We start from the raw sequence: 26,893 nt of genomic DNA on the forward strand, positions 1-26,893 counted from the left end.
CCTGTCGTGGACGATCAGCTCACGCCGCCATCAGCCTTCCGGGCGCAACAGACCGCGCTCGTACGCCTTGGCCGGCCGCTGGTGGACGCGGTACGGCACCCCGTCCACCGTGACCGTCACCAGCCGAGGCGTCACGACCTTCCACTGCGCCCGCCGGTGCCGGGACACTCCCCTGGCCGCCGATGTACAGTGAGTGACGCCCCTGACCTGCAGAAGCCGGCGGGGAGCCGTCACCCGGGAGTTCGACATGCTGCGCACCATGTTCAAGTCCAAGATCTAGTATTTGGGGATTTGCGCAGCTCAGAGGCATGATCAGGTCGCTCAAGTCAGCAAGTGGTCAGCATTGGGCGCGCAAGCGTCCTGGCTTGCTGACCTGGTGACCGCCGAGGCGGTGGCCTGGGCGCAGATGCCTCGCTCCCGCTCGGAAGGGTTGCTTCGTGGCTCGTCAGCTCGCTCGCGGTATGGGGTCGTCCTTCAAGGAATGCGGCTGTGCCAGGCCGGCGCGGTGCCCGCACCCGTACACGATCCGTTTCCGCAATGGCCGGGGAAGCAGGTCGAGGAGGGCCGGTTCGACACGCAGGACGATGCGATCGGACGCCTCACGCAGATCTACGTGGAGAAGAAGCGCACGGCGCCGTCTGTCGCGGAAGTCCGCCGGAAGCTGGGGCAGAAGACGGTGTCGGAATACGCGAAGCAGTGGCTGCCCCGGCAGCGCCGGATGACCGAATATGTTTACCTGATTGCCTCGCTGACACCGTCGGCCTCCAACTCATCCAGGAAACGCTCCACAACGAGTGGCGTGACGAATATCAGCTTCCGTGAACCCAGGCGCGGAACGATATGGACGTTGATAGAGCGCTGCCGACGTGCTCGCCCGCCTGCGCACCCTCAAGACGATTCTGCGGGACGCCTACGACAAGGGCGCGATGGTGGATGACCGATCAAGGGAGTGCACGGAGTACGTGCGACCGAGGGTGGTCATTCCGGACCTGGCCCATCTGAAGCAGGCTCTGGCTGTCGCAGGCGACGGCAAGGTCACCCCCGCACCCCTGGATGGCCCCACCCCGGCCAGCGCACCACGGCCCGCCTTCGGCCGCCCCTCGTACGCGCTGTCTTGAGCCGCTCGATCCCACGCAGCGGCACGCCGACTGAAGCCAGCGTCCACCGCCGATCTCTGAGCTATTAGCGCCTGATCGTGCGCTTGCGAATCGTCGTGCGCTTTCGCGCGCCTGTCCGTGTCCCGGGCGTTGTCAGTGCCGGGTGCGACGATGCAGTTGTGACAAAGCCGAACCTCTCCGAATCCGGCACACTGCGAGAGTCTGAGGGCACCAGCGGTGATCGCGGACCGGCCGCGAACGTCTGGGCGCCATATGCCGGAGATCCGAACCTGCGCACTCCTCCTCCGGCCGGTTCCCCAGGGCGCACGCCTGCGGGAGCGGATCTGGATCTGCATCTTGGCTGGGACCGTTTCGAGAAGCTGATGCTGGCCCTGGCCCGCCGTGTACTGGGCCTGCGGGACATCCGCTTTCGGCGTTACGGGGTCCAGGGGCAAGAGCAGCACGGCATCGACCTGGCTGGTCGGGAGCCGACGGGTGACTACACGGTCATCCAGTGCAAGGACTACGCGGCGTTCACCGCAAGGGACCTGCGCAAGGCGGTCGAGAAGTTCGCCGTCGGTCGGCGTCCCTTCGATGCAGGCCGTCTGATTGTGGCGACTTCTGCCTCCACCGAGGCCACGCAGCTGGCCGACGAGCTGGCCGCGCTTCAGCTCCAATATTCTGATCTCGACTTGGACCTGTGGGGAGCCGAGCAGATCAACCAGCACCTGCGCTACTGCGGCGACATCGTCGCCCAGTTCTGGACGCGGGAGACGGCGGCCGACTTCTGCACGGGCGCTCCGCTGCCAGGGGTGCCGGCTCCACCGCCGGACCGGCAGGAGCAAGCCGAGAGGGTCCTCGTCGGGCCCCTCAACACCGACGATGTGGCGCCGATGCTGCGGGCCGCGGACAGCAGGCGGACCGAGGCACCGGCGGAGTCAGCCAGGCTCTACGGAGACTTGGCGAACCGGCTGTACGTCGCCGGGTACCGGGGACATGCCACCGTCTTGCGGAGAAAGCAGCTCGAGGCGCTCCAAGAGGGCGGTCTGTTCGACAAGGCAGCCGGCTTGGCGGCCGAACTTGCCGCAGCCGCACTCCACCACGGAGACAGCGATCAGGCACGGATCCTGGCCCACCAGCTGGAGCAGTTCGCCCGCGACGCGGCCAGCTCCCGCACGCCAGAGGCCTCGGTCACGGCACGTCACGCCACCCTCATCAACGCGGCCGCCCAGGACATCGCCCACCCTCTGACCATGAGCCGTCTGGCCCCCGCCCTGGAAGCCGGCGACAAACACGCCTTCGACTACTGGCCGCTTCTGGTCCTCATGCTCGGCGAGTACCGGCTCGCCACCGAGTTCCATACGCTCGAGGAACTCGACGGCCTCATCAGCGCAGCCCTCGCACAGGCAAAAGATCAGCCAGTAACGGAACGGACGCAGGACATTGTTGTGCGCCTGCGTCTGCTGCGAGCCGAATACGACATCGCGCAACGGCAGGAGTTGCTCCGCGAGGCCAGACGGCACCGGATGAAGGGCCGGCACGCAGCACTCGTCAGTGCGCGCGAGGCGCGACGCTGCGCCCTCGAAGGCCGGGCAGAGGAGGCAGTGGAGAACTGGAGGGATGCCGTCCAGGACGGCATCCACGCGGGGCTTGCCGAAGAGGCCGCCGACTGGCTTTACGCCATCCGCGCGGCCAACGCACGGTACGGACCGTGGATGACCGAGATCGATGACGAGCATCGCCTTGCCCAGGCGCTGCGCACGACGGGCACCGGTCGCCTGTTGGACCGCATCCGGGACCCCAGAGCACAGGCGATGTCGGCGCTGGTGAGGGGCAAGCCCACCGAGGCGGTCCTTGCGGCCCGGCGCTGGCTGGCCGACAGCGTGGTCACCGGGAGCTGGGCGGACGAGAGCGAAGCCGTGACGGTGCTCGCGGACCTCTACCGCGACCACAGCGAACCCGCCCTGGCCGCGGCCTACTACCAGCGCGCCGGAAGCAGCGAGAAGCTCGAACAGCTCACCAAGGGCATGGGAGATGAACTGCTTCCCCTGGTGCCCGGCCTGAGCCAGCCGTGGTGGGTCCTGCGTGCACGGGCAGCCCTCATTGCGGCACAAGCCGACCTGGGCGAGGACGCGGCGGCCCACGAGCTGTTCGAGGAGATGCTGGACCTGGCCGTACGCGGCAGGGCTGGTGAACTCGTCGATTCACCTACACGGTCCCTGGCCGTGCAGGCCGCGAAGAGCGCCTGCGCTCTCGCCTCGCGCAGCTCACCTGAACAGGCCGCAGCACTGCTGGACCTGCTCAGCTCCGACGTCCCCCGCCAACCCCATCAGTACAGTTACACCGACGACGAGCACGCGACCGCATGCGTGGCCATCGCCATGGCACACCCCGAACTCGCCATGCGCGCCCTCACCAGGCTGTTCGATCTCGCCGACGTCCACACCGACAAAGCTCTGAACGTACTTCTAAGGGATCAGACGCTGCGCCTACTGGGCGCCTGGCCGCAGGGCGACAGCTCGGCTGTCGGCACTGCCTCCTACAGCCCGCTGAGCGATGACGAACAGAACACCCTGCGCGGGCGAGCCGACGAGCTGGTCAAGCGGGAACACTACCTGTCCAACGTGATCCAGGCCGCCCTCACCCCCGGCCATCCCGACGTGCAGGAGCGCGCCAGGACGGCTCGGGATCGCATCCTGAGTCGGCCTGAGCCGGAGCCCAACTCCATGTCCCTGGGCAGCACGTTGGTTCCCGACTCGGCCATGGTCTGTCACCTCGCCTCCGATGATCAGCGAGCCTGCCTGAACAAGCTCCTTGCCGTGGCGAGTGATCGACGAGAGTCGGCGTCCAACCGGCAGGACGCTTTGATCGGCGCCCGCAATCTCGTCGTCGACCAGGAGTCGGAGACCAAGGGCACCACCTTCCGTGCGAGTCAGCCCTTCGCCCTGGGCGCGCTCGACGGAAGCCGACTCGACGAGTTCACGGGCCAGGCCCACCCCCTCAGTACCTTGAAGATCAATTTGGGATCCGCGTCACTGCGCGGCCCCGGACTGCGCCTGGCTGCTGCCTCAGCGACAACAGCTGACGAGCAGGAATGGGTCAAAGAACAGGCAGTTGAACTCCTGCGCAGCGACGATGCCCATGACGTCCAGGAAGCAGCCCTGACACTCAACAGCCTCCCAAGCGACGTCACAGGGGACATTGACGCCCGCGCTCTGGCCGACCACAGCCATGTCACGGCTCGGCAGCTCAGCGCAGTGCTGTGTATGCAGCAGCCCCAGCGCTTCGCCGATACCACGGCTCGTCTTGCCGCAGACCCGAGCGTCCGAGTGCGCCGTACTCTGGCCGAAGCGGCGACAGCTCATGCAGGCCCCGACGCTCCACCAGTAGTCGCGGGACTTCTGGACCGTCTTGGCAAGGACCCCCGGCACAGTGTCCGCGTCTTGGTGCGAGTCCGGTAGAACAAATCTTAGGCCGTGTCCGTAATGTCAGGGAGCCAGAGTTGTAGGCAGGCGAGGGTGACCATGGCTTGGTAGTGGCGGCCGCGTTTGTTGTACCGGGTGGCCAGGGCCTTGTGGTGCTTGAGCTTGTTGCAGCAGCGTTCGACGACAGTGCGGCGCCGGCAGGCGGCACGGTCGAGGTAGTAGCGTCGCTCACCGCGCCGGATACGGCCGTTGATCTGGTCGATCCGTTCCGGGATGGCCGCCCTGGTGCATCGCCTGGGCAGGTAGGCGCGGATCTTCACGGACGAGTAGCCCTTGTCCGCGGCGACCTGCTCCGGTCTGGACCGTGGCCGGCCCGGGGCGCGCGATCCTGATGCGGGCCATTAATGCCTCGAACTGGGTGCAGTCGTTGACGTTCCTGGCGGTGAGGGTGAAGGCAAAGGCAAGGAGGCGGCCGTGTCCGTCGCAGGCAAGATGGATCCTTGTGGTCAGTCCGCCGCGAGACCGGCCGATCGCCTCGCCCGGCCAGAGCCCCCCTTTTCGGGCCCCGCCGCATGCTGGTGGGCCCGCACGGTGGTGGAGTCACGATCTGCCAGTCGACGGCGCCCACGGCATCGCAATGCTGCTGGACGTTGGCCAACAGGCGGTCCCAGGTGCCATCGGCCGACCAGTAGCGGAAGCGTTCGTAGACCGTCTTCCACGGGCCGTAGCGTTCGGGCAAATCCCGCCAGGCCGAGAACGGCGAGTAGTCTGCGCCCGGCCGCCGCGGGGGTGCGGGGCTGGGGGCAGCGGTCGTGGCAGGGATGATAAGAGCTGTTGCACCATCAGCGTCTGGGGGAACTGTTGTATTTGAACCGCGTGAAGGTTGCTGGTCTGAGGGCGAGCGCCGAGGGGGAGATCGATTGTCAATTGCCCGGGCGTTTCAGTGTCCTGATCGGAGCCAACGGGGCTGGAAAGACGACGATCACCGATTCGTTGTACCTGGCGCACACCAGCCGGTTTCCCCTGCTGCCCCGGCAGAGTTCGGCCGTGTTGGGCACCGGTGGCACGCCGGGGGTCGAGGTGCAGTACCGGCTGGAACCCGCGATGGAGGTCGAGGGCCCCTTGGGGCAGCACATCCGCGACACCTGGCACAGTCCTGCTGACGGCGTCGCCCAAAAGTGGTTCTCGGACCTCGAGCGAAACCTGGGCACAGTCCGTGCCCGGGTCGACCACGACCGCATATTGCAACGCGGGTTGGGGACTGATCCGTTCAAGTTCATCTACCTGCCGGCTTGGCGGCATCCGCTGGACGAGCTGGCTCGTCGTGAGACTCGGATCCTTATCGAGCTGCTCCGAGCCCAGCAGGAGCGTCTCGACGGCAGCCGCAGCCTGGTGCCACTGCGGGTGAAGGCCTCCCGACTTTTGGAGAACCTTGCCAAGGACGGGCTCATCGCGGCCGTTGAGGAGCGCGTCAGCGCGCATCTCGCCGCGCTTACTTCCGGGGTGCAGCGTCAGTGGCCATTCGTGCGGGGGCAAGTGATAGACGATTCCTACCTCGCGCGGGTGCTGGAACTGATGCTGGCCGTTGTCGAAGGGCGCTCGTCGGCCCGCCCACTGGAGGTCTCGGGCCTGGGTTACGTAAACCTGCTGCATATGGCGGTGACGCTGGCTGCGATACCCGACTCTGCTGCCCGCGCTGCGGCTGCAGCGAAGGCGCCGGAACCGGCCGAAGATGTCGAGGTATTGTCCCCGGCCGATGAGGAACGACTGGCCAGGGAGAGAAACACACAGGCCACGGCAGAGGCCGAGTCCGAGGCAGACTCCTTTTTCCCTCGCGCCCAGTTCCACGCCACCGTCGTCATCGAGGAACCCGAAGCCCATCTTCATCCTCAACTGCAGCATGCTCTGGTGCGCTATCTGCGGAAAACCGTGCGGGAGCGTCCCGAACTCCAGATCGTGCTGTCCAGTCACGCTACCGACATCATCACCTCCTGCGCCCCCGAAGACCTCGTCGTCGTGCGGCGCACGCCGGAGGGCCAGCGGGTCTGCCGGCCCATCGCGGGGATTGCTATGACCGAGCGGGGCAAGACGCTGCGCATGGCCCGCCTGCACATGGACGCCAGCCGCTCTGCCGCGCTGTTCGCCGAACGGCTCGTCGTCGTCGAGGGCGTGACCGAGGCAGCCCTGCTGCGAGACTTTGGCCGAGCCTGGGCCGGCACGGACGAGGCGAAGCGCGCCTTTGTCGAGGCGCTCAGCATCATGCATGTCGGAACCAAGGTGGGACCATGGACCTCTCGCCTCTTGGCGACGAAGGGCTCAGAGATCTGTACCCGGCTGGCGGTGCTGCGGGACAGTGACAAGCCGTTCGCCGAGCAGCCCGAACCCCCCAGCTGGCTCGACGAGCACGATCCGGCGGTCGTACAGGCCTTCATCAGCCACCCGACGCTGGAGCCGTCCATCACGCAGGGAAACGAGCAGCTCATCAAGACAGCGTTGCGTGACATCGACGCAGCGGCTCCTGTACCGATCACCCCGCAAACGGTGCATGATCTCTTCAAGAGCAAACGGAAAGGGAAGAAGGGAGCCCCTGATACCTCTGAGGGTCCGCACAAGAAGGATAAGGCGGCCTTCGCCGACGCACTGGCCTTCCGCCTGAGCGACGCGATCGACCGCGGTGACCCCGTCCACGTCCCGGACCATCTACAGCAGCTGTTCGACTTTCTCTTCCCCCATCCCGCAGACCCGCCGGGCGACGATGGTTCGAAGACGGATGAAGCAGAGCGCGAGGACGTCTCCTCTGGCTTGTCTCCTGCCGTTCCTGACATCGCGCCGTTCGACGCACCGGCCCCGCCACCGGAGTCTGCGCCGACCGGAGGGTGGCCCACCGCTCCGACACATTTCGCAGACCCCGATCCCTGGGCAGTCGCAACTCGGAACCCTGATCCGTGGGCAGACGCTCCCTGGGGGGACCCCCCGTACGGGGATGGCGACGATGACCAGAGCTGACACCGCCGACTGGCTCACCACTGAGCAACTGATCGCGGCGGCGACGCCGCACCGTCGCGTCTACATCGAAGCTGCCCCCGGTTCCGGCAAGACCACCGTGGCCGCTCAACGCTTCGGCGTTCAGCGTTTCAATGGCAATGACCAACGGGCGGTTGTCGCCGTCAGCTTTACCCGCTCCGCGACCGCCGAGCTCCGCGACCGTGTGCTGCGCCACTGGGGGCGCAGCGTCCTTGACTGGCCGCACCGCGTCGTCACACTCGACACCATCGTGTGTGAGCTGCTCACCCACCTTCTGCACACCGGCCACGTGCGCTGGCCCGCAGGCCACCGCGAGCTCACGGTCGTCGACCACTGGCGGGTCCTGCTGCCTACTCGGTGGAGCGACTGGGAGCCCACCGTCATCTTGAGGACAGGACAGGTCGTGGCCCAGACCGTTCGCCGTGCCAGCAAAGCAAACAGGCCCAACGCAGACGACGTCCGCACGGCGCTGAGCGAGGGGTACTGCACCCACCAGGACGCACGCCACGTCTTCGAAACAGCCCTGGACGCGCCCGGCGTACGCGACGTGGTACGCACCCGCCTCGCCCAGACAGCGCGAGCTCTGATCGTCGATGAAATCTTTGACGCCAACGCACTCGACCTAGCCCTCGTACGACTCGCCGCCGACGCAGGTCTGGAAGTCACCGTTGTCGGCGATCCGTGGCAGGCCCTCTACGCCTTCCGAGGCGCCCGCCCCGATGAAGTCCCCGCCCTGACGCAAGAAGCCCGCTTTGTCCAGCGGGACCTGCACACCTCGTTTCGATGGACGAGCCCGCGACAAGCACTGCTGGCCGCCGAACTGCGCGCAGGACTGGGCCAGATACTCCCCAAGGGCCCGGCCGAGACCACGGATGTCCTAATCGCTCTGCAATGGAAGAGCCTGTGGGAGGCAGGCGCTCATGTCCTGCCCCTCGCCTACAAGTCAACCACCGGAAACATTCAAGAAGCAGCCTGCACCCTGGTGCTCAGCGAAGTCACCCAGCGTATGTTCGGTGAAGACGCCACCTTCCACGCCGACGCTCTCATCACCCTCGGCATCACCCGCGACGCGGCGCAACGCCTGCGCCCTCTCCTTCAGTCCATCGTTGACGACCTTGAGGGCACGACCGACACAGCTAAAGTCTGGTCCGCCCTTAACGCGGCTGTTGCCACCGAAACCGACCGCCCTCTCCCCAAAAAGCCACACGCCACCCACATAGCGCGGTTGAAGAACCTGAGTACTCGCCTCCGTAACTCCTCGCGCCTGGTCCCTGGCCTCACCGCCCATCAGGCCAAGGGCCGAGAATGGGACGTCGTCGGAGTCCGACTGACTGATGCGGAGTGCGTAGTACTACGACGAGGCCTCCGCGCGGACAGCGAAGACCATCGCAAGCTCTACGTAGCTCTCACTCGGGCTAGAACACGCACCGTACTTGTCCCGGCAAACGAACCATGACGGCCTACTGCGTCGAGAGCGGAACTGGCGCCAGCTCCCCACAGGCCGTCTGGATATGGCCATCGCTCTGAGACTCGCTTTCTCGTTGGGGCTCAGGCGCCGCCGACGGCCGGAAGCGTGGAGGATGGGACGCCTTCACCGTCACCATCACGGGAGACGGTACGTTCCTCTGTCCGGTTGTGCAGGGTCTCCTTCGTCCTCGATGGGGAACTGGTGGCCGTGCAGCCGGTAGACCATCTCGTCTGGAGCAACCAGCATCCGTGCCTGCCGCCAGGCTGCGTCGAATGATAATTGGCTGCCCGCTTTGCGTCGCAGGCGAAGTGCACGCCAGGAAGATAGGGGGTCCAGGACGATCCGCCACAGCGCGGGGCTCATTCCTTGCGCCGCCCTTCCGCAGTACTAGAAGCGACGGAGGAGTCGTCCGGTGAGTCATCGCCCTTCAACTTTTGGAGCGCGTCGCAGAGCGCGAGCATGGCCCGGTTCTGCAGCTCAATGTCGTTGAAGCCTTGGCCGACCTCTTCCCACTGGTCGAGAATGGGCTGCCACCATTCGTCAGCAGCGACCATCCACCGTGCCAGGCGCTGCCATTCGGCAACCTGCTGAGCGCCCGGCCAATCGCCTTGCTTTTCGATCCGGTCCAGCACGAAAAGGTCAGGTTGCTCGTACAGGTTCGTGCGGAGGAACCGCAGCCGCCGTACCCGTGCCTCGTCTGCCTGCTGTTGAGCAAGGTCTTCCCGTGCGTTCTCCGAGAGCGCCAGTTCAACACGGGCAGCCAGGCACCGGTACCCGGTGGCGCGGGTGTGTTCTGGGGCGCCGAGCTCGGCGTTGATGGTGTCCTGCGCGGTGCGCACCTCGACGGCTGGGAAGAGCTGCGCAACCTCGCTGGCCCGCGCTAGGGTCTGGCTGAGTACGAGGTCTTCGAGATTGAGCCGGGTCCGTAACGCGGGGCGCCACTCGATCGTGAACGTGGCCTCGAAGTTGATACCGGGGGTCGCGCAGCGGAGCATCCGTGGCTGGGCGCAGTGGATCGTACGGGCCCGGCGCTGCCAGAACCACCTCACGCCGAATCCCTGTTGAGCTGAAACACCGTGCGGACACGTGGGTCTACGAGACGGTCCCAGAAGTCGTTGGCCGCGTTCGTCTCCCCGTCGACCGAGACGTGCTCCAGTGCCTGCATCAGGCTCACGGAAGCCTTGAAGATCTTTTGGCCGCGTAGGACGGGGAGCAACCCGTCGCGGACGCGGGCGTAGGTGTCGGGGTCGGTCGCTGACTGCCTGACCCATGTGGTGAGGCGGTTGATGGCGTCGGGAGCCGTATCGATGTCTCCCAATAGATCCTGCAAAGCCCGCTTCACGTTCACTTCGGAAGGGACTTCATCGGATAGCAGCCACGGGGTGGTGGTGCCTGGTACAGACATCAGGGCCAGGAAGGCTGCGGTGCCGGCCCCGCGGGACCGACCTGACTGCTGCCATGTTCGTACTTCGGTGATGAGCCGCGCCACCCCGGCGGAGTGCTGAGCCTGCTCGATGAAGACTGCGAGGGCCTCAGGCCAGGCTGATTCGTGCCCACTGTTGGCGGCTCGCCGCAGCCGGACCATGGCCATCCTGGCCTGAGAAGACGTGACGTCCGGGGAGTTCAGGACTTGTCGGCAGGCGGCGACCACCGTAGCCGCCCGTTCCTTGCCCGAAGCCCAGCCGTACAGAATGCCCCACGCTTGGCGGCCGATATGCTCGTCCTGTACTGCCTGGACCAAAAGGGCGCTGAGGAGTTCTTCCTTCACTGGGTAGCTCTTGGAGCCGAGCTGTACGAGGTGGTCGACGTTCCCGTGCCGCAGGGTCAGAGCGGCGATGGCATCCACGACGTGCTCGTTCGCCTCGCTGCTGTCCCCAGACATAAGCCACTTGAGCAAGGGATCGCGCATGACCTCGTAGTTGTCCCAGACGTAGGTCAGGATGGCCCTGCCGTAGCCGGGTTGGTCGAAGATGGCTTCGTCGTTGCTGCTAACTCCGGCGCCGACATCGACAACACGGCGGCGCAACCCGCGGCCGGCGAATGCCGCACTTGTCGACGAGGCGAAGTCGCTGCCGCTGGCGACATCGGCGCTGATGATGCGCTGCAGGTCGCGGGCGGCTTTGGCCACTACGGGCATTGGCGCGGATTGGCACACAGCCAGGGCCAGGAGGAGGCAGCGGTCTTCCAGTGGCAGCGACGTGTCCTTGCCTCCATGCCCGGAGACCGTCTCTCCGAACAGGGTGTCGAGTTTGTCTCGCCAGTCGGACATGGCGGACGTGATCCGTTCGAGCAGTCCGGCATCGAGCGCGGACCATGACGACGGGACGTCCATGGGGAGCGACGTGTCAGTCAGCCGTTCGTGTTCCCGCCACGCCAGCATGATCGAGTCCGCGGTGCGGACCGCTTCCACGGCGTCGAGACGGCTTATCGAAGCCTTGCCCTTGTCGACGGAGTGAAGGTAAGCAATCAGCCCAGCGGCCTCGCGAGCCCTCAGCCGGGCTTCCACGACACCCTGGGCCGACGGCGGCTCGGTGACGTGGACGACGTGAATGCCGGATTGGACCGAGGCGTAGTGATCAGTCCAGAGATCCTTGGCCACGTTCAGGACGAGATAGGAGCCGAGTCTCTCCAGAAGCCCGGCATGCTCTTCCAACATGGTGAGGAAATCGGCCGAGATCCGGTCGTGCTCAGGGTCCTTGAGGTCGACCTGGTAGGCGTGGCGCTCCTCGGCGGGAAGCCAGCCCACTTTGGGTGTCTTCCAGTCTGCGTCCAGTTTCACGATGTCGGTCTCCTCGCCCGTGTGCTCGGCGAGGAGGTGCAGGGCCAGGGTGGTCGATCCGTACGACCGCGGGGCGACGATGATCAGTACGTGCTTCCGCGGGTGTAACCCCGCCGGATCCAGAGCCTGCTGCCAAGTCTCTGCCCATTGGCCTTCGCGGGCGATCGGCTCCTGCTTGATCCGGTGACGAGAAAGCGTGGAGCCTTCGAGGATGCCCGGTTTGCGGGTCTCGTTGATGATCTTGTCGGCGTGGTTGACGAAAAACTCCGGACGGTTCACCGTGATCGGTGCCGGCCCAGTGTCCGGTACGGGGGGCACGACGAACGCTGCCGGGGCGGCCCGGTCGGCGCCAACGGTCTCCGTGCCTTCAGGAAGGCTACTGGTTGGGTCCGGCGGATGCGGAGCCGTGCCATCCGCTCCCGTCGACGGAGAGTCGAGCTCGTCGGGAGAGCGGCGCGAAAAAGGGGAACGGTTATCGGACATGCGCTCTCTGGTTCCTTTCGATGCGGCTCGGAGCGAGGGCACGGGTACGGTCAGATCCGGCGCCGGTCGATGCGCATCGTTCCGACCGTGTTGATCACGGTGGTATCGGTCATTTCGCCGTTGAACTGGAAGATGGCGCCAGTCGGGCTGTTTGAACCGGCCGACGACGTCGGCGCGGCTGTTCCACCTCCGCCTCCGAGGGGCTCCGGGCTGATGAGCGGTGCGAGGGCTTGCGGTGTCATCTCGGGTACGAACAGCCAACACGGCTCCTCGAATGTCTTGCCGTGCACCCGCGCCGTGGCACGGAGGAAGCGTTCCTCGTCGAGGTCCGGCGTGCGTCCCGCGCGGACGGTCCGCCGGAACGCCGCCTCCGAGACGACGGCGGCCAGAAAGCCGCCTCGGTGTTCCCGGGCCACGGTGAGGCCCGCGCGCACGACCTGGCTGTCGAGCAGTCGGCACACCTCGTTGATGGCATCGCCACGATGGTCGAGCAGGGAGAGCGGGCCGACATGCACAGCGGCACGCAGTCGGATCGCTGGTGCGTTGGCGAGCCGTTCACGGTCGTAGCGGACGAGCGCTGTGTGCAGGTGTTCCAGCAGCGGGTCGACCAGCCGTGCGATGTCCTTGGCCGGCATGACGAAGATGGCTCCATCTCCGGTGTCCTTGAATGCACCGGGCCGGTCTCGTGGATCCTGCAGGCCAACGTGGGTCAGCACATTGGTGAGGACGTCATCCAGATCGGAACGGACGGGCGCCATCTTCGCTTCCGGAATCTGGCTGTAGCCCTGCATATCCACGGCCAGGAGCGCCTGCTCCGGTGGCACGTCGACGGACGAAGGTGAGGCAATGGGCACGCTGTCACCGACCTTTCGGTCACGACGGAAGAATCGAGTGCCCCATGCTGATCGGCCCGGGCACGCTCTGGTGCCCACTACTGGGCACCGCCCGGGTGCGGCCGGTCACATCGTGCTGCGGGCGTGGGCCGTGATCGATGTGATGTCGTGGATCAGCAGTCCGCCGCCCGGATCCGTCTCCAGCCAGCCCTCTTCCCGCCACGGCTTGATCGCCGTACCGACGGCGTTGCGGGACGCACCGATCATCTGGGAGAGCTCTTCCTGAGTCAGTCGGACACTGACCGCTGGCTGACTCGTCGCAGCTGCATCCACGAGCCGGCGAAGGGCACCGGCCAGACGTACGGGAACACACGCGGTGGCGAGTTCGAGCCTGACGGTCTCGGACTCCCTGACTCGCGCGATCGCATGGCGTAGCAACGGGTTGAGTAGGCCGTTGCTCTCGACAAATGAAAGGAAATCGGGAGCCGGAATGAGATGCACGTGGCAGGATTCCGCAGCGATCACAGAAGCCGAGCGGGGCTGCGCATCCAGGACGGCCAGTTCGCCGAGCAGCTCACCAGGGCCGCGTATCGCGAGCAAGGCCCGTTCCCCGTTCGGCCCCGTCAACGTCACGATGGTCGACCCCGAAGCCAGCAAGACCACATGGGTACCGGGATCCCCCTGCCTCAAGAGGACGCTGCGGGCCGGGCGCACCCGCATGGGGGCAAGGGCACGCAACTGCAACCACAGACTCTCGCCGATCACTGCCATGTGCGACTGATACATATCCCCCCAAACGTAGGGACCAACCCATAGAGGGTGAGATTTTCAGGAGGCGAGTAAGGTGAGCAACAGGACCAATCCGGCCACACTGATTGCGGCCACGGTGAGATCGACGGCCACCTTGACCGCCCGGAACTTTCGGCGCGCAAGGGCGGTCAGGGCGGCCTCACGTTCCGGTATCTCGGCGTAGCTCACCGGACGTGGCGGTAGGGCTGCCGACGAGTGCCTGCTTCCGCTGCCTCCGCCGACGAACTCCTCGCGCCAAACGAGCCCGTCGTCCTTCGGGAAGATGGGGCGCAGGGCCATCAGTGCCGATACCAGGGCTGCCCCGAGCAGTGCGCCCACCAGCGCCACAGCCACGCTGAGCATGCGCGACGAGTTCACCGGTGCGGACAGCGCAGTCCCTGCCGTGATCGCAAGTAGGGCACCGGCTACTCCACTCAGTGCTGTTGCTTTCGTATCCGCGCGCTGCACCTCGACGAACATCCTGTTGTCATCACTCACAGGTACGCCGGTTGTTGTCGAGACGTGCAGCGGGACGTTCTGCGACTCGGGTTCTTCCACTGCCTTCTCCTTGTCGTTGCCTTGCGGCTTGGAGTAGCAGTCTGGGCAGGCGGCCGGAACGCAGCTGCCCACCAGGTGGTAGCGATCGCGATCGATCGGTCACAGTCGGGAGCCTGGTTTGGTTTGAACCACGACGCTGCCCGGATCGAGTGCTCCACAGGCGACGGTGGGGCAGCAGTCACAGGTCCACTCGAACACCTAATGCTTTCTTGCGCGCTCGTTCATTGCACGTGCTGCGCTTGCTAATTTTGACCCTTACCACGCCGCTGACCTGTAACTTGTGTGGTGGGAGAGCATGCGGGGGAGGGGGTTTGCAGTGAGATCAGGCTTAGTGTTCGTTCATGGGATTGGTAGTGCACGAGACCCTGAGGGGGAGCGCGACTCCTGGCTCCGTGCATTGGCCATGGGAGCTCGCAAGGCGGGCCATTCGTCGCAGGGCTCGGCACTGGCTCGACAGGGCTCCGTTGAAGCAGTCTTCGCGTACTACGGAGACCTGTTCGTGCGTCCGATGGCACAAGGTGGCTTGGCACCGCTCGCTAACGTTGGCGAGGCCGAGGCGTTCCGTCAGTTGCTGGGCGACGTGATCGACACGCACCTGGATACCTGTTCCGATGAGGGCGAGCGACGCATCCTGCAGCACGCTCGTGTGGAACTGACCGCCGCGCAGCAGGCGCAAGGCAGTGGAAACTTAGTACGGCGGCTGGTGAATGTTTGTACAACCCTGCTGGCCTTGCCCGGAGTGCGCCGCGGGGGTCAGTGGGCGAGCAGCCGTCTCATGACTGGTCACCTCGCCCAGGTGACTCGCTACCTGGCCAGGTCCGAGGCTGACGGCGACGGCCGCACTCTCGACGAACGTATCCGAAGCCGTCTTCTCAGCTTCCTGCATGAGGACCGGCCGACGGTTGTAATCGCGCACTCGCTCGGAAGCGTTGTTGCCCTGGAGGCGCTGCACCACTATCAAGGATCCATACCGCTGCTGGTGACGGTGGGATCTCCAATCGGCATGCGTACTGTCGTGCACCCGCGCTTGCGGCCCCAGCCGCCCGCCACCCCCAACTGTGTGCACCGTTGGCTAAACTTCTGGGACCGGGACGACATCATCGCCCCGCGCCCGCGGCTGGAGCGGACCATCCTACCTAACGCCGCTGGCTGCCTGCCCCTGACCGATCGGGTGGACTCCGACGGGATTTGGGTCCACACGGCCACGAAATACCTTGCGCAGGCCAGCGTGGCCGGCCCGGTCATGGAGGCCCTGCGGGCTGCCGGGGACAGGGGACCTGCATGACTGCGTCGAGGCTGCTTCTCATTGTGGCGCCCCAGAACGCGGCCATGGGCCATTTGGATCAGTTAGAGGGAGCCGCCCAAACCCTGGCCGATCTGCTCCAGCAGGAGCATCTGGGGTACTGCTCCCCTGCGCTCGCCGACGAGGGCGCTTTGCTGTACGGCGCGGCCGTCACGCAGACACGGATCGAGACCGCAGTGCGCACGGCCGCCCGGCGCGCCGGCGATGTTGGCGCCACCCTGATCCTGGCCTTCCTCGGCCACGGCATGGCGCCGCAAGGACGCCCAGAGTTGTACATGATGGGGGCTGACGCGCAGCCTGACGTTCTGGGCAGTGCGGTGAACGTAGGTCATCTTCTCGTCCAAGCGGCGGAGCAGCCGGGCGTCAACGGAGTGATTGGTCTGGTCGATACCTGCCACGCCGCTGGTGCCGTGCCTGACGTAAAGGCCCTCGTGGCAGGCGTGCGAGGCGGGCGGACTCGCCTGTCCCTGCTGATGGCCTCAGGTGCAGAACAGGAGGCGTACGACCTCGTGTTCACCCGGGAGCTAACGAAACTGCTGCGGCAGGGCATACCGGGCGCAGGAGAACACTTCGAAGTATCCGCACTGAGGGACAAGCTGCGCCATACGGTCCTTGGGCAGGACATCGTCAGTCTGGAGCACGACGGTGATCATTTCGCCGTGCACGATCTGTGGTTGGCGCACAATCCCCGTGGCACCGGCGCCGATGGCCCGGGCCCGGGCCTGCTGGGTGCTGAGGACCTCCGCTCGGCGCTGGACGCGATCGGTCTTGCGGCGGCCTGGCCGGAACCGTGGTCCCTGCATGAATTGGACCGGGTCCGATACGACATGCATGCGATCAAGGAATCTGGCGTGGGAGGTCTCCCAGCCCTCGTGCACCGGGCCCTCCACGTGGTGGATGGCCTGCGCATCTGCCTGGTGACGCAGTCCTTCCTCACCTCTTGGGTCGACAGCAAGCTCACGACCCAGCGGCTGCGTAAGGCACTGCCCCTGCTGCCCGCTGATGCGTACGCGCTGGTGCCGGACGCCACGGGCACAGCCCTGCTCAGGGACCTCCTCGAACTACTCGTCCTCCGCGCTCCCAGGGTCGGTGACAGCCGGACAGCACTGCTCACCCGTTTCGTCGTGGCGCTCGGCAGCGACGCCGGACTCGATCTCTGCAGCCCCGGGGTAACGGCATGGGCGGATGCGTGCGGGGCCCGTATCGAACTCAACGACGCCCAGGAGGAGCTGTTGCGCGGCCAAACCGCCCGACGGCTGCGGCTGGTCGTCAGCCTGCATGCCACCGTGGCCGACGACTGGCCTGAATCACTGAGCTTGTGGCTGCTAGATGGCGGCACGGTGTGCGAGCGGGCAGAGATTGCCTGCGCTCCGACCCAGACGGCAGTCGAGGCGAAGCTCGCGCAGGCCGTCGCCTGGGCGCGCAAGCATGCCCGACCGCGCCAGGCACCACTCCGGCATGTGGACGTCGCTGTCCCCACCTCGCTGCTCCTGCGGTGGAGACCCGAGGAAACCGACTTCGGTGTGCGCCTGGGCGTCAACCACGATGTGGTGGTGCGTTGGAGTATGCGGCTGAATCCCCCCGCCCACTTGTGGTGGATCAACGACCATGCCCGGGCTGGCCTGGAACAGATGAGTACCTGCGCGGCAAAGGCTCCCGTTGACTGGCTGGCCGAACAGGACGCAGCCCAGGCAGCCGATCTCGCGGAGCAATTGCGGGCCGGCAGGTACACGCGGGCGGTGGCCTTCTCGCACCGCCCCGCCCATCTGAAGCAGGCGATGGAGCTCCTGCTGGCCTATGTTCCTGTCCTGCTGTGGCCCGACTCTGACCGTCGCTTCTCACCGACCGAGCGGGCGCTCCTCGACATGGTCTGGGACCGCCTGCCGACCGAACTGGCCCAGGCGTACCGGCGACGCTGGCAGGGCGGTAGCGTCGAGCCGTCCGACCGGCTCGCTGACCTGAGAACTGTCTGGCACGACCTCGAATGGCTCGACTTCTGCAGCTGGTTCGATACACAGCACGCCGTACACGGGAGCATCGCATGACCTGGAGTCCGTACTACACCGGCGACGGTATTCCGCGTGACGTGCAACTCGCGCCCCCACCACCGTGGCGGACCTTCCCACGCCGCGCTATGGCGAAGGAGTTCCAGCCACCCGCCGGATTGGTGGAGTCCGTGAACGCGGCTCTGCACTTGCGTCGGCCGCTCTTGGTGACGGGACCGGCCGGATCAGGTAAGTCGACGGTCGTCGAGCAGGTGGCCAGCGAGCTGAAGCTCGGATCTGTGCTGCGCTGGCATATCACCTCCCGCAGCACTCTCAACGACGCCCTCTACCGTTACGACGCACTGGGCCGCATCCACGCGCAGCGCCTCGGTCAAGCAGGCGGTGTTGATGACATCGCACCGTTCATGCAACTAGGGCCGCTCGGCACGGCCCTGCTGCCGGCGCAGCAACCCCGCGCGTTGCTGATCGACGAGGTCGACAAGAGTGATCTCGATTTGCCCAGCGATCTCCTCGACGTCCTGGAGCGCGGCGAATACGAAATCCCCGAGCTTGCCCGATACCAGGACGACACTGTCTGCGTTCGGCAGTGGGGCGGTGAGGAGTACCATGCCATCGAGCGGGGGCGTGTGCGCTGCACGCAGTTCCCGTTCATCGTCATGACGAGCAACGGTGAGCGTGACTTCCCCGCCGCCTTCCTTCGCCGGTGCATTCGTTACACTATGCCACCGCCTACGGCACCCTTGCTCCGTCAAATGATCATGGCTCACCTGAAGATCGACATTAATGATCACGGGCCAGTGCGAGACCTAGTCGAAGAATTCGTCGCTAGGTTGGACGGTGGTGACAGCCTGGCCATCGATCAACTACTCAACGCCGTTCACGTTATGTCCGGAAACGCAGCTCCGGGCGACAATAGGCGGCAGAACGTTGTTGACCTGATTATGCGAGAGCTATCACGTGCCTGACCACGTTTCGCGAGTGTGGCAGGACCTCCATGTAGACGGGCTGGACCTGGACGCCACGGCGCTGGCCGAGGCCGTCTGGCTGGCCGCTACACTCCCCGCCGGGATCAGCCTGCACCCAGAAGCTGAAGAACCCGGACCCGTGCCACCGAGAGCCAGTGGCGGACAGGGGCGCCAACCGGAGCGCGGCCAGGCGGGGACGGGGTCACTCCACCCTGACGCTGCAATCCACGAGCAGCTGTCCGACAGCCCCGCAGAACTGCCGGGTGAGTCGGTTGCCGTTGCCCGAGGTCGAGCCCTTCCTAATGCCTTGCACCTGTTACGGGCACTGCGGGCCTACAAACGGCCGTGGGTGAACGGCCTGCACGCGGAGCTCGACATAGAGCAAACCGTTGACGGCTACGCGCGCAGCGGCGAACTGATCCCAGCGTTCCGAGCCGCTCCGGAGCGGTGGTTCGACCTGCTGTTGATTGTCGACCGGTCTCTGTCCATGCAGGTCTGGAAGGAAACGATCAACGAGTTGGAACGTGTGCTCGACCATTTGGGAGCCTTCCGCCTGCTGCGCACCTGGGGGTTGACATTTGAGAACGCACAGCCCGTGCTTCATGACCACCAGGGAGCGGTGGCCGGGCCCGACCACGTGCTCTCACCGCAGGGCAGACGTCTGGTCATTGTCGTTTCGGACTGCTCGACCCCTGGCTGGTACAGCCCGGAAGTCTGGAGGCATCTGCGGACCTGGGCCCGGTCGACACCGGTGGCACTGCTAGACCTGCTGCCTCCCAAGCTCTGGCGGAGCAGCGCATTGGACCTTCCCGCTGTTACTGCCACCCAGGCCGTGCCAGGCAGTGGCAGCACCACGCTGCGCTTTGACATGCCGGTGCTACTGGAGCATTTGGTGGATGGCCGGGCGCCGTGGCTCCCTGTCCCCGTCCTGTCCTTGAGCTCGCATTCGCTCGGGCGTTGGGCACGTGCGCAGATGCGTGGCGATCCGGGCGGCTGCGACGCAATACTCATTCCCCCCGCGGGGAGGGTCCCACGAGGCGAAGCCGCTCAAGCCCCCTTCGCACAGGCTGACACGGTCAAAGCTTTCGTCCGGACGGCCTCGCCGACTGCGGTCAAACTTGCTGTCCTATGCGCCTTGGTCGGGCGTGTCGGCCTGCCCGTGCTGCAGCTCATACAGCATGAACTCGTGCCCGAAGCAACGGTCGCCGACATCGCCGAGCTGATCACGAGTGACATCGTGTCGCTTCATCCACAGGAGGGCGGCATATTCGTGGTGACCTTCCGTGGCGGTGCCGAGGAGGAATTGAAACAGCTCCTTTCCCAGCACGAAGCCTGGCGCCTGTGCGTGGTACTGGAAGAGTACGTAGGGGCCCGTGTTCAGGGCGCGGGCAGCGTGCCCGCAGTGCTGCACAATCCCAACGCGCTGGAGCTTCTCCCTGCCGAAGTGAGACCATTCGGCCATGCCGCCCAAAACGTGCTCAGAGCGCTCGGCGCCGGTAGCGGCGACCCGGCGCCGGTAGGCATGGCGTCGATTGTGGCTTCGGCGACGGCTCGGATCGCTGGCGAACTCGACGTTGCTGCGATTCTCGACGCCTTGTTCGACACCGCAGTTGCGGACTTCGCCGACAGCCTAGTCCTTTACCTGCGCGATCCCCTGCCGATCGGCGACGAGCGACCTACCGGCCCCCTCATGCTGCGGCGATGGCATGGGAATCGAAGCGGTGAAAATTCGGAATTTGTGGACATTTCGCCAGCCTTGAACCTATCGCATCCTGGAAATCAAGGGATCGCCGAGGTGTGCGAGGTACGGCCCGGCAGTGTGCTTGCCGAGGTATTACGTGGAGTGCGCCCGGTCTTCACAAACTCGCGCTCTGGTGACGTCATGCCTGAGCTCTTCGGTGAAGGCAGCGCGTTCACTGTGCCCGACGGGCGGCGAGTGATCTTCGCCCCGTTACGCGGCCGACGCAGGGTCATTGGGGCCGCACTGTTTCTGCGCCGCCCAGAGCGGATGGCGTTCGAAGCGGATGACCTGCTGATCGCCGCCCAGCTGGCCACTCACAGCGCCATCGGCATCGACAAGGCAGTGCTCTACGGGCGTGAGGCGTACCTCGCCGACGAACTGCAGCGCACCATGCTGCCCGAGAGGCTGCCCCGCTCCACCGGTGTCCGACTCGCCTCGCGCTATCTTCCCGCCGCCGAGACTGCACGGGTCGGCGGCGACTGGTACGACGCCATCCCGCTGCCCGGCAGCCGGGTCGCCCTGGTCGTCGGCGACGTCATGGGTCACTCGATGACCTCATCGGCGATCATGGGTCAGCTACGGACGACCACCCAGACCCTCGCTGGGCTCGACCTGCCTCCGCAGGAGGTGCTCCATCAACTGGACGAGCAGGCACAGAGGCTGGGCACCGATCGTATGGCCACCTGCCTCTACGCCGTGTACGACCCGGTCTCGCACCGCATCACCATCGCCAACGCCGGCCACCCCCCACCTGTCCTTCTGCACCTGGGCGGCTACGCCGAGGTGCTGCGGGTCCCGTCGGGGGCACCTATCGGCATCGGCGGCGTTGACTTTGAGGCCGTCGAACTGGACGCGCCCGCCGGGGCTACGCTACTTCTCTACACCGACGGCTTGGTCGAGTCCCGGCTCAGGGATGTGTGGACAGGCATAGAGCAACTGCGCGAAAGAATTGCCACAACAGCCCGTCTGACCGGTCCAGATCATCCGCCGCCGTTAGAGGCACTGTGCGACGAGGTACTTGACATGCTCGGCCCGGGGGACCGGGACGACGACATCGCGCTGCTCGCTGCCCGCTTTGATGGGATCGCGCCGAGCGATGTGGCGTACTGGCTCCTGGAGCCCGAAGACGGGTCCCCGGCCCGGGCTCGCCGACTGGTCCGGCGCGTGCTGGCGAGATGGGGGCTGGAGCAGCTGTCGGATGCGGTGGAGCTGCTGGTCAGTGAGGTCGTCACCAACGCTGTGCGGTACGCTTCCCGCCCGATCGCGCTGCGGCTTCTGCATACCGACGTACTGCGTTGCGAGGTCAGTGATGATGTACCTCATATGCCGCGGCTGAGGCGGCCACGGGTCACTGATGAGGGCGGACGCGGTCTCTATCTGGTCAACAACCTGGCCAGGCGCTGGGGCAGTACCCGGCTCGGTAGCGGCAAGATGGTGTGGTTCGAATGCTCCCTTCCGGGCACTTCGCAGACCGCCCCTGACCGAGCTGGGTCCGTTCTGTCGGGTTGGAATCGGTAGGGAGGTGAACCAGACCACTACCTGAACTTGCGGTTGCCACGGCAGGTTGGTGCGGTCCACCTGGCAGTGAGTGGTTGGAGAGGGCGACAACGTGGCCGTTGTCGTGGCCGATCACCCACTTGTTTAACTTGTGCGCCGGGCCGTGGGATCGTCGACTTCTTCGTTTGTCGTCGCGTCAGTTGTGTTTTGCGGGGCCGGGTGTTCTTGCGGCCTGGTGGTCGTCTGGGGCCGGGGCGGGAGACTTTCGGTGCCTGGGCCGGGCAGGCGGCCGCTTGGCGGACGTGCCGGAAATCGTGGCGGATGCGGGCGGGAGTCAGCCTGTCCGGCGGACTGGGTTTCTCCCATGGTCGGCGACGGTCGGCTGCCAGGGGCTGGGCAAGCTGCAGCTGGGTGTAGGCGGCGACGATCAGTCAGGTCCATCGGTTGGCTGCCCTGGGGTGCGGATCTTCGGTCCGGTCCAGCCCAGGGTCTGCTTGGAGAGGCGGAGGGTGTGCTTGATGTCGACGTGTCACAGGTAGGACTGCCAAGGGCGGCCGGCGTCTGCGGGGGTCGCTCGCCCACCAACGACAGTTCGACAAGCGACCTCACCGGCCCGTCTCCGCACAGGGCGGTGTCGGCTGGCTCAAACAACGTATCCGAACGAGCGGTAAGACAGGAGCGGAACTCGCCCCTGAAGCGACACAGTTGCGCCAACGGCTCCTGCCCTGCTGCGGCTCTACGAATACGGCGCTGCCGACGTCGGCGCGGAGCGGAAGTCCCTACGGCTGGTCATTGGCTCGAACGGCGACGGCTTGTCCTGCGTCCCCAGGCCCGATGGGGCGGTCTATCGCACGCGGACGGCGTCGCTGGACGACCCAGAACTCGACAAGGTGACTGATGACCTGCTGCAGTTCCTGGAACTGCTGGAGCGATCTCCGACCCGCTTCGTCGCCGACGACGAGTCGGGATACCTCTAGGCACAGTGCCCAGCGCCCATTCTGTTAGCCGCTGTAATGCCTTGAGACGGACGAAGCCCCCTGCCGGGTGCGTTGACCCTCTTCCAGGCCGACACGGAGGGTGGCTCCGTGCTCGACGAAGTGCGCACCTGGCGCGTCGTCAGGTAAGTCAGCATATGGTCAGCATGAGTCCTTGCCCAGTCCGGGGACAGGCACTCCAGCGGATGCTTGGTCGACGTTGGTGCAGCGGCTTGGTCTACACGGAAGCACAGGCGAGGAGCCTTCTTGCCCGAGCAAAGTCGATCTTCTTTGGAATCTCCGAGTCCGACGAGCGTCGGTGTACAGTGAACAACGCCCCTGACCTGCAGAAAGCAGGCGGGGAGCCGTCCTCTAGGAGTCCAAAGTGCTGCGAACTTTGATCAAGTCCAAGATCCACCGTGCCACCGTCACCCAGGCCGACCTGCACTACGTCGGTTCCGTGACCATCGACGCCGATCTGCTCGACGCCGCCGACCTGCTGCCCGGTGAGCTCGTGCACATCGTGGACGTCACCAACGGGGCCCGGCTGGAGACCTACGTCATCGAGGGCGAGCGCGGGTCCGGTGTGGTCGGGATCAACGGGGCCGCGGCTCACCTCGTGCACCCCGGCGATCTCGTGATCATCATCAGTTACGCTCAGGTCACCGATGCCGAGGCGCGGTCGCTGCGGCCCAGCGTCGTCCACGTGGACGGCGACAACCGTATCGTCGCCCTGGGTGCCGACCCGTCCGAGCCGGTGCCGGGATCGGACCAGGAGCGCAGCCCGCAGGCCGTGTCGGCCTGACCTACCGGGCCGGGACGAGGAGCGTGGCCGTGAGCGACATCGAGATCCGGGACGACCGGGCGGCGGGCCTGCTGGAGGCGGTCGGTGCCGGCGACGTCGTCGGCCGCATCGAGTACTTCGCGCTGGACGCCCCCGAGCGCGCCCTCGTCCCCGTGCACACCGTCGTCGAGCCGGCCCACAAGGGTCAGGGCGTCGCCGGTGCGCTCACCCGTGAGCTGTACGCCGCCGCGCGACGCGAGGGTGTCGCCGTCGCGCCGCTGTGCTCGTACGTCGTCAAGTGGGCCGAGCGCCACCCGGACGAAGCGCCCGCGGTCGACGCCGAGCTGTTGCGCGCGGCGAAGGAGTGGCTCGAGGCGCATCCGGAGCGGTTCTGATCCGAGGCCCAAGGGGAGATCAGGGGGCGCTCATGCTGGCGCTGCTGCACACCTCACCCGTCCATGTCCCGGTCTTCGACGCCCTGCGTGACGCGGCGCACCCGGGTCTGGTGCTGCGGCACCACGTCGACGCCGAGCTGTTGGACCGGGCGCGCCGGGAAGGGCCGCAGGCGGTGGCGGACGCCGTCCGGGCGGTGCTGCGCAAGGCTGCCGCCGAGGGCGCGCGGGCCGTGCTGTGCACCTGCTCGACCATCGGCGCCGTCGCCGAGTCCGCCGCCGGTGACGCGGGCGTGCCGGTGCTGCGGGTCGACCGGCCGATGGCCGCCGCGGCCGTGGCCGCCGGCCCGCGCGTCGTCGTCCTCGGCGCCCTGCGGAGCACCCTGGAGCCGACAGCGGCACTGATCGGGGAGGAGGCGCGCCGCGCCGGACGTCCCGTAGAAGTGCGGACCCTCCTGGTCGATGGCGCCTGGTCCCGGTTCGAGGCCGGGGACACCGAGGGCTTCGCGCGGGTGGTGGCCGAGGCCGCCGACGCCGTCACCGATGCCGACGTGATCGTCCTGGCCCAGGCCTCCATGGCGCCGGCCCGGGAGCGGGCCCGGACCGCCGTCCCGGTGCTGGCCAGCCCCGCGCCGGGACTGGCCGCGGCAGCGGAGGCGGCGTGCGCGTCGCCGTTCGGCGTACGGCGTCCCGGCACGCGGTGACCGCGAGCGCCGTCCCGTCGCCGTCACCGTCGGCTCCGCTGCGGTCGCGGCCCGGTGAGGGGCCGCCTCGGCCACCCGGGCACGGCCGTTCGTGCGGGGGAGTGAGTGGAGGGACTGCCCTCGGGTAGGCGGGGGACAGATCGAGAGCCGACGTCGACCGACTGGCCGGAGGACAGCGCCATGACGAACCCGTATCCGGATCCCGTTCCCCCCGGGCCCACGCCAGGACCCACCCCCGGTCCGGAACCGACGCCCCCGCCACCGCCGCCGGGCCCCGGCCCGGAGCCCACGCCCCAGCCCCCGGGGCCGGGCCCGCAGCCGACACCGCCACCCCCGCACCCGGGTCCCCCCGACCCCTCCCCGTCACCGATCCCGCCGGGACCGGAGCCCGTCCCCAGCCCGGAGCCCGGACCGCCGCTGAGCTGAGCCGCGCGGAACCGCCGTAGGAACAGGCCGTAGGGACAGGCCGTGGGGACAAAGGGAGCGGCGGGCGGCGGATGACCGTACGGCCGTCCGCCGCCCGCGACCGCTACGCGGTGACCTCGGACCGGTCCCCGCCCCACAGCGTGTGGAACGCGCCGTCCCGGTCGGTGCGCCGGTAGGTGTGCGCGCCGAAGAAGTCCCGCTGGCCCTGCGTCAGCGCGGCGGGCAGCCGCTCGGCGCGCAGGGCGTCGTAGTAGGCGAGGGCGGCGGCGAAGCCCGGGGTCGGCACGCCCTGCCGGGTCGCGGCGACCAGCACCTCGCGCCAGTCGTCCTGCGCCTGGGCGATCTCGCTGGCGAAGGTGTCGTCCGACAGCAGGCTCGGCAGGTCCGCGCGGGCGTCGTACGCGGCCCGGATGCGGTCCAGGAAGGCCGCGCGGATGATGCAGCCGCCGCGCCAGATCGCCGAGACCGCGCCCAGGTCGATGTCCCAGCCGTACTCCTCGCTGCCCGCCGCGACCTCGTGGAAGCCCTGCGTGTACGACACGATCTTGGACGCGTACAGCGCCTGCTCCACCCGGTCGGCGAACGCGGCGGCCTCCGACTCGTCGAGCGGCGACGCCTTCGGGCCCGCCAGGCCGCGCGAGGCCTCCCGCAGCGCGACGTGCCCGGACAGGGAACGGGCGAAGACGGCCTCCGCGATGCCGGACACCGGCACACCCAGGTCCAGCGCGATCTGCACCGTCCACCGGCCGGTGCCCTTCTGCTCCGCCCGGTCGGCCACCACGTCCACGAACGGCTTCCCGGTCGCCGCGTCCACGTGGGAGAGCACCTCGGCGGTGATCTCGATCAGGTAGGAGTCCAGGCGGCCGGTGTTCCAGGTGCGGAAGATCTCCGCGATCCGGGCCGGCTCGTACCCGGCGACGTCGCGCAGCAGCTGGTAGGCCTCGCCGATCAGCTGCATGTCGGCGTACTCGATGCCGTTGTGCACCATCTTCACGAAGTGCCCGGCGCCGTCCGGGCCCACGTGCGTCACACAGGGCGCCCCGTCCGACGCCTTCGCGGAGATCTTCTCCAGCATCGGACCGAGCGAGTCGTACGACTCCTTGGAGCCGCCCGGCATGATGCTCGGCCCGTTGAGCGCGCCCTCCTCGCCGCCCGAGATGCCGGTGCCGACGAAGTGGATGCCCTGCTCGCGCAGTTCGCGTTCCCGCCTGCGGGTGTCGGCGAAGTGGGCGTTGCCGCCGTCGATGATCATGTCGCCGGGCTCCAGGAGCGGGGCGAACTCCTGGATCACCGCGTCGGTCGGGTCGCCGGCCTTCACCATGATCACCAGGCGGCGCGGCCGCTCCAGCGCCGCCACGAACTCCTTGGCGGTCTCGGTCGCGACGAAGGCGCCCTCGTCCCCGAACTCCTCCACCAGCGCGTGCGTGCGCGACGCGGTCCGGTTGTGCACCGCGACCGTGTAGCCGTTGCGAGCGAAGTTCCGGGCGAGGTTGCGGCCCATGACCGCGAGCCCCGTGACGCCGATCTGCGCTGTAGTGCTCATTGGCTTGGCTCCTAGTGACCTTGGTGTCGGTGGTGCCCTGATGTCCGAGGTGCTGGGGTGTCCTGTGGTGCATGTAGTGCTGGTGGTGTCCGTGGTGTCCGT

Annotated in this window: 18 protein-coding genes and 2 pseudogenes; 11 read left to right on the forward strand and 9 right to left on the reverse strand. The window is 66.9% G+C overall.

All coding sequences use genetic code 11. The annotated features are described in order from the left end of the window. Positions 1-30 precede the first annotated feature (30 nt). Positions 31-213: a 50S ribosomal protein L32 gene (locus ACGF5T_RS21550; protein ID WP_366766997.1), complete on the reverse strand. Its 183-nt coding sequence runs from the start codon at positions 211-213 to the stop codon at positions 31-33. Positions 214-376: 163 nt separating this feature from the next. Between ACGF5T_RS21550 and ACGF5T_RS21555 the strand changes: the two genes are divergently transcribed. Further along, positions 377-937, forward strand: coding sequence for a hypothetical protein (locus tag ACGF5T_RS21555; RefSeq protein ID WP_366766975.1), 561 nt, complete (start codon positions 377-379; stop codon positions 935-937). Between the two features lie 339 nt (positions 938-1,276). After that, positions 1,277-4,558, forward strand: a complete 3,282-nt coding sequence (locus ACGF5T_RS21560) for a hypothetical protein (RefSeq protein ID WP_366766974.1) — start codon at positions 1,277-1,279, stop codon at positions 4,556-4,558. 8 nt (positions 4,559-4,566) lie between these two features. Here ACGF5T_RS21560 and ACGF5T_RS21565 read toward each other — a convergent pair. Next, positions 4,567-5,324, reverse strand: a pseudogene (locus tag ACGF5T_RS21565) (IS5 family transposase); the annotation flags it as partial. A 74-nt stretch (positions 5,325-5,398) separates the two neighbouring features. On the opposite strand from ACGF5T_RS21565, the gene ACGF5T_RS21570 reads away from it, so the two are divergent. Together ACGF5T_RS21570 and ACGF5T_RS21575 are read left to right on the forward strand one after the other, a co-directional pair. After that, entirely contained in the window at positions 5,399-7,528 is a 2,130-nt protein-coding gene (locus tag ACGF5T_RS21570; RefSeq protein WP_366766996.1) for an AAA family ATPase, read from the forward strand. Further along, a complete protein-coding gene (locus tag ACGF5T_RS21575) occupies positions 7,515-9,002 on the forward strand; it encodes a UvrD-helicase domain-containing protein (protein WP_366766973.1) in 1,488 nt (495 codons plus the stop codon). Before ACGF5T_RS21570 ends, ACGF5T_RS21575 begins: the two co-directional genes overlap by 14 nt. 371 nt (positions 9,003-9,373) lie before the next feature. On the opposite strand, the gene ACGF5T_RS21580 is transcribed toward ACGF5T_RS21575, so the two are convergent. The 5 genes from ACGF5T_RS21580 to ACGF5T_RS21600 form a co-directional block, all read right to left on the reverse strand. Beyond that, positions 9,374-10,063, reverse strand: a complete 690-nt coding sequence (locus tag ACGF5T_RS21580) for a hypothetical protein (RefSeq protein ID WP_366766972.1) — start codon at positions 10,061-10,063, stop codon at positions 9,374-9,376. Continuing rightward, complete coding sequence (locus ACGF5T_RS21585; RefSeq protein ID WP_366766971.1) at positions 10,060-12,276, reverse strand: hypothetical protein; 2,217 nt, start codon at positions 12,274-12,276, stop codon at positions 10,060-10,062. Before ACGF5T_RS21585 ends, ACGF5T_RS21580 begins: the two co-directional genes overlap by 4 nt. Before the next feature lie 50 nt (positions 12,277-12,326). After that, on the reverse strand, positions 12,327-13,130 hold the full coding sequence (locus tag ACGF5T_RS21590) for a hypothetical protein (protein ID WP_290002990.1): 804 nt from the start codon (positions 13,128-13,130) through the stop codon (positions 12,327-12,329). A 105-nt stretch (positions 13,131-13,235) separates the two neighbouring features. Continuing rightward, on the reverse strand, positions 13,236-13,880 hold the full coding sequence (locus ACGF5T_RS21595) for a Crp/Fnr family transcriptional regulator (RefSeq protein ID WP_366766970.1): 645 nt from the start codon (positions 13,878-13,880) through the stop codon (positions 13,236-13,238). Positions 13,881-13,937: 57 nt separating this feature from the next. Beyond that, positions 13,938-14,456, reverse strand: coding sequence for a hypothetical protein (locus tag ACGF5T_RS21600; protein WP_366766969.1), 519 nt, complete (start codon positions 14,454-14,456; stop codon positions 13,938-13,940). A gap of 403 nt (positions 14,457-14,859) precedes the next feature. Between ACGF5T_RS21600 and ACGF5T_RS21605 the strand changes: the two genes are divergently transcribed. The 4 genes from ACGF5T_RS21605 to ACGF5T_RS21620 are packed head-to-tail and all read left to right on the forward strand — an operon-like array spanning position 14,860 to position 21,989. Beyond that, the gene (locus ACGF5T_RS21605) at positions 14,860-15,741 is read left to right on the forward strand and encodes an alpha/beta hydrolase (protein WP_366766968.1); all 882 of its coding nucleotides are present in this window, start codon (positions 14,860-14,862) and stop codon (positions 15,739-15,741) included. Then, a complete protein-coding gene (locus ACGF5T_RS21610) occupies positions 15,738-17,804 on the forward strand; it encodes a hypothetical protein (RefSeq protein WP_366766967.1) in 2,067 nt (688 codons plus the stop codon). Before ACGF5T_RS21605 ends, ACGF5T_RS21610 begins: the two co-directional genes overlap by 4 nt. Beyond that, the gene (locus tag ACGF5T_RS21615) at positions 17,801-18,730 is read left to right on the forward strand and encodes an AAA family ATPase (protein ID WP_366766966.1); all 930 of its coding nucleotides are present in this window, start codon (positions 17,801-17,803) and stop codon (positions 18,728-18,730) included. The genes ACGF5T_RS21610 and ACGF5T_RS21615 overlap by 4 nt, the downstream gene beginning before the upstream one ends. A 13-nt stretch (positions 18,731-18,743) precedes the next feature. Beyond that, positions 18,744-21,989 (forward strand): SAV_2336 N-terminal domain-related protein, encoded by a 3,246-nt coding sequence (locus ACGF5T_RS21620; protein ID WP_392888842.1) that lies wholly within the window; start codon positions 18,744-18,746, stop codon positions 21,987-21,989. Positions 21,990-22,126: 137 nt separating this feature from the next. On the opposite strand, the pseudogene ACGF5T_RS21625 reads toward ACGF5T_RS21620, so the two are convergent. Continuing rightward, positions 22,127-22,551: pseudogene (locus tag ACGF5T_RS21625) on the reverse strand (transposase); the annotation flags it as partial. Between the two features lie 776 nt (positions 22,552-23,327). Here ACGF5T_RS21625 and panD point away from each other — a divergent pair. The 3 genes from panD to ACGF5T_RS21640 are packed head-to-tail and all read left to right on the forward strand — an operon-like array spanning position 23,328 to position 24,822. Next, complete coding sequence (gene panD / locus ACGF5T_RS21630) at positions 23,328-23,747, forward strand: aspartate 1-decarboxylase (protein ID WP_366766965.1); 420 nt, start codon at positions 23,328-23,330, stop codon at positions 23,745-23,747. Between the two features lie 29 nt (positions 23,748-23,776). Then, complete coding sequence (locus tag ACGF5T_RS21635) at positions 23,777-24,121, forward strand: GNAT family N-acetyltransferase (protein ID WP_366766964.1); 345 nt, start codon at positions 23,777-23,779, stop codon at positions 24,119-24,121. Positions 24,122-24,153: 32 nt separating this feature from the next. After that, the gene (locus ACGF5T_RS21640; protein WP_366766963.1) at positions 24,154-24,822 is read left to right on the forward strand and encodes an aspartate/glutamate racemase family protein; all 669 of its coding nucleotides are present in this window, start codon (positions 24,154-24,156) and stop codon (positions 24,820-24,822) included. A 529-nt stretch (positions 24,823-25,351) separates the two neighbouring features. On the opposite strand, the gene gndA is transcribed toward ACGF5T_RS21640, so the two are convergent. Next, positions 25,352-26,791 carry an NADP-dependent phosphogluconate dehydrogenase gene (gene gndA, locus ACGF5T_RS21645; RefSeq protein WP_366766962.1) on the reverse strand — a complete coding sequence of 480 codons (1,440 nt, stop codon included), beginning with the start codon at positions 26,789-26,791 and terminating at the stop codon, positions 25,352-25,354. Between the last annotated feature and the right edge of the window lie 102 nt (positions 26,792-26,893).

It is taken from the genome of Streptomyces sp. NPDC047853 (genome assembly GCF_043204535.1).
Classification (GTDB): Bacteria; Actinomycetota; Actinomycetes; order Streptomycetales; family Streptomycetaceae; genus Streptomyces.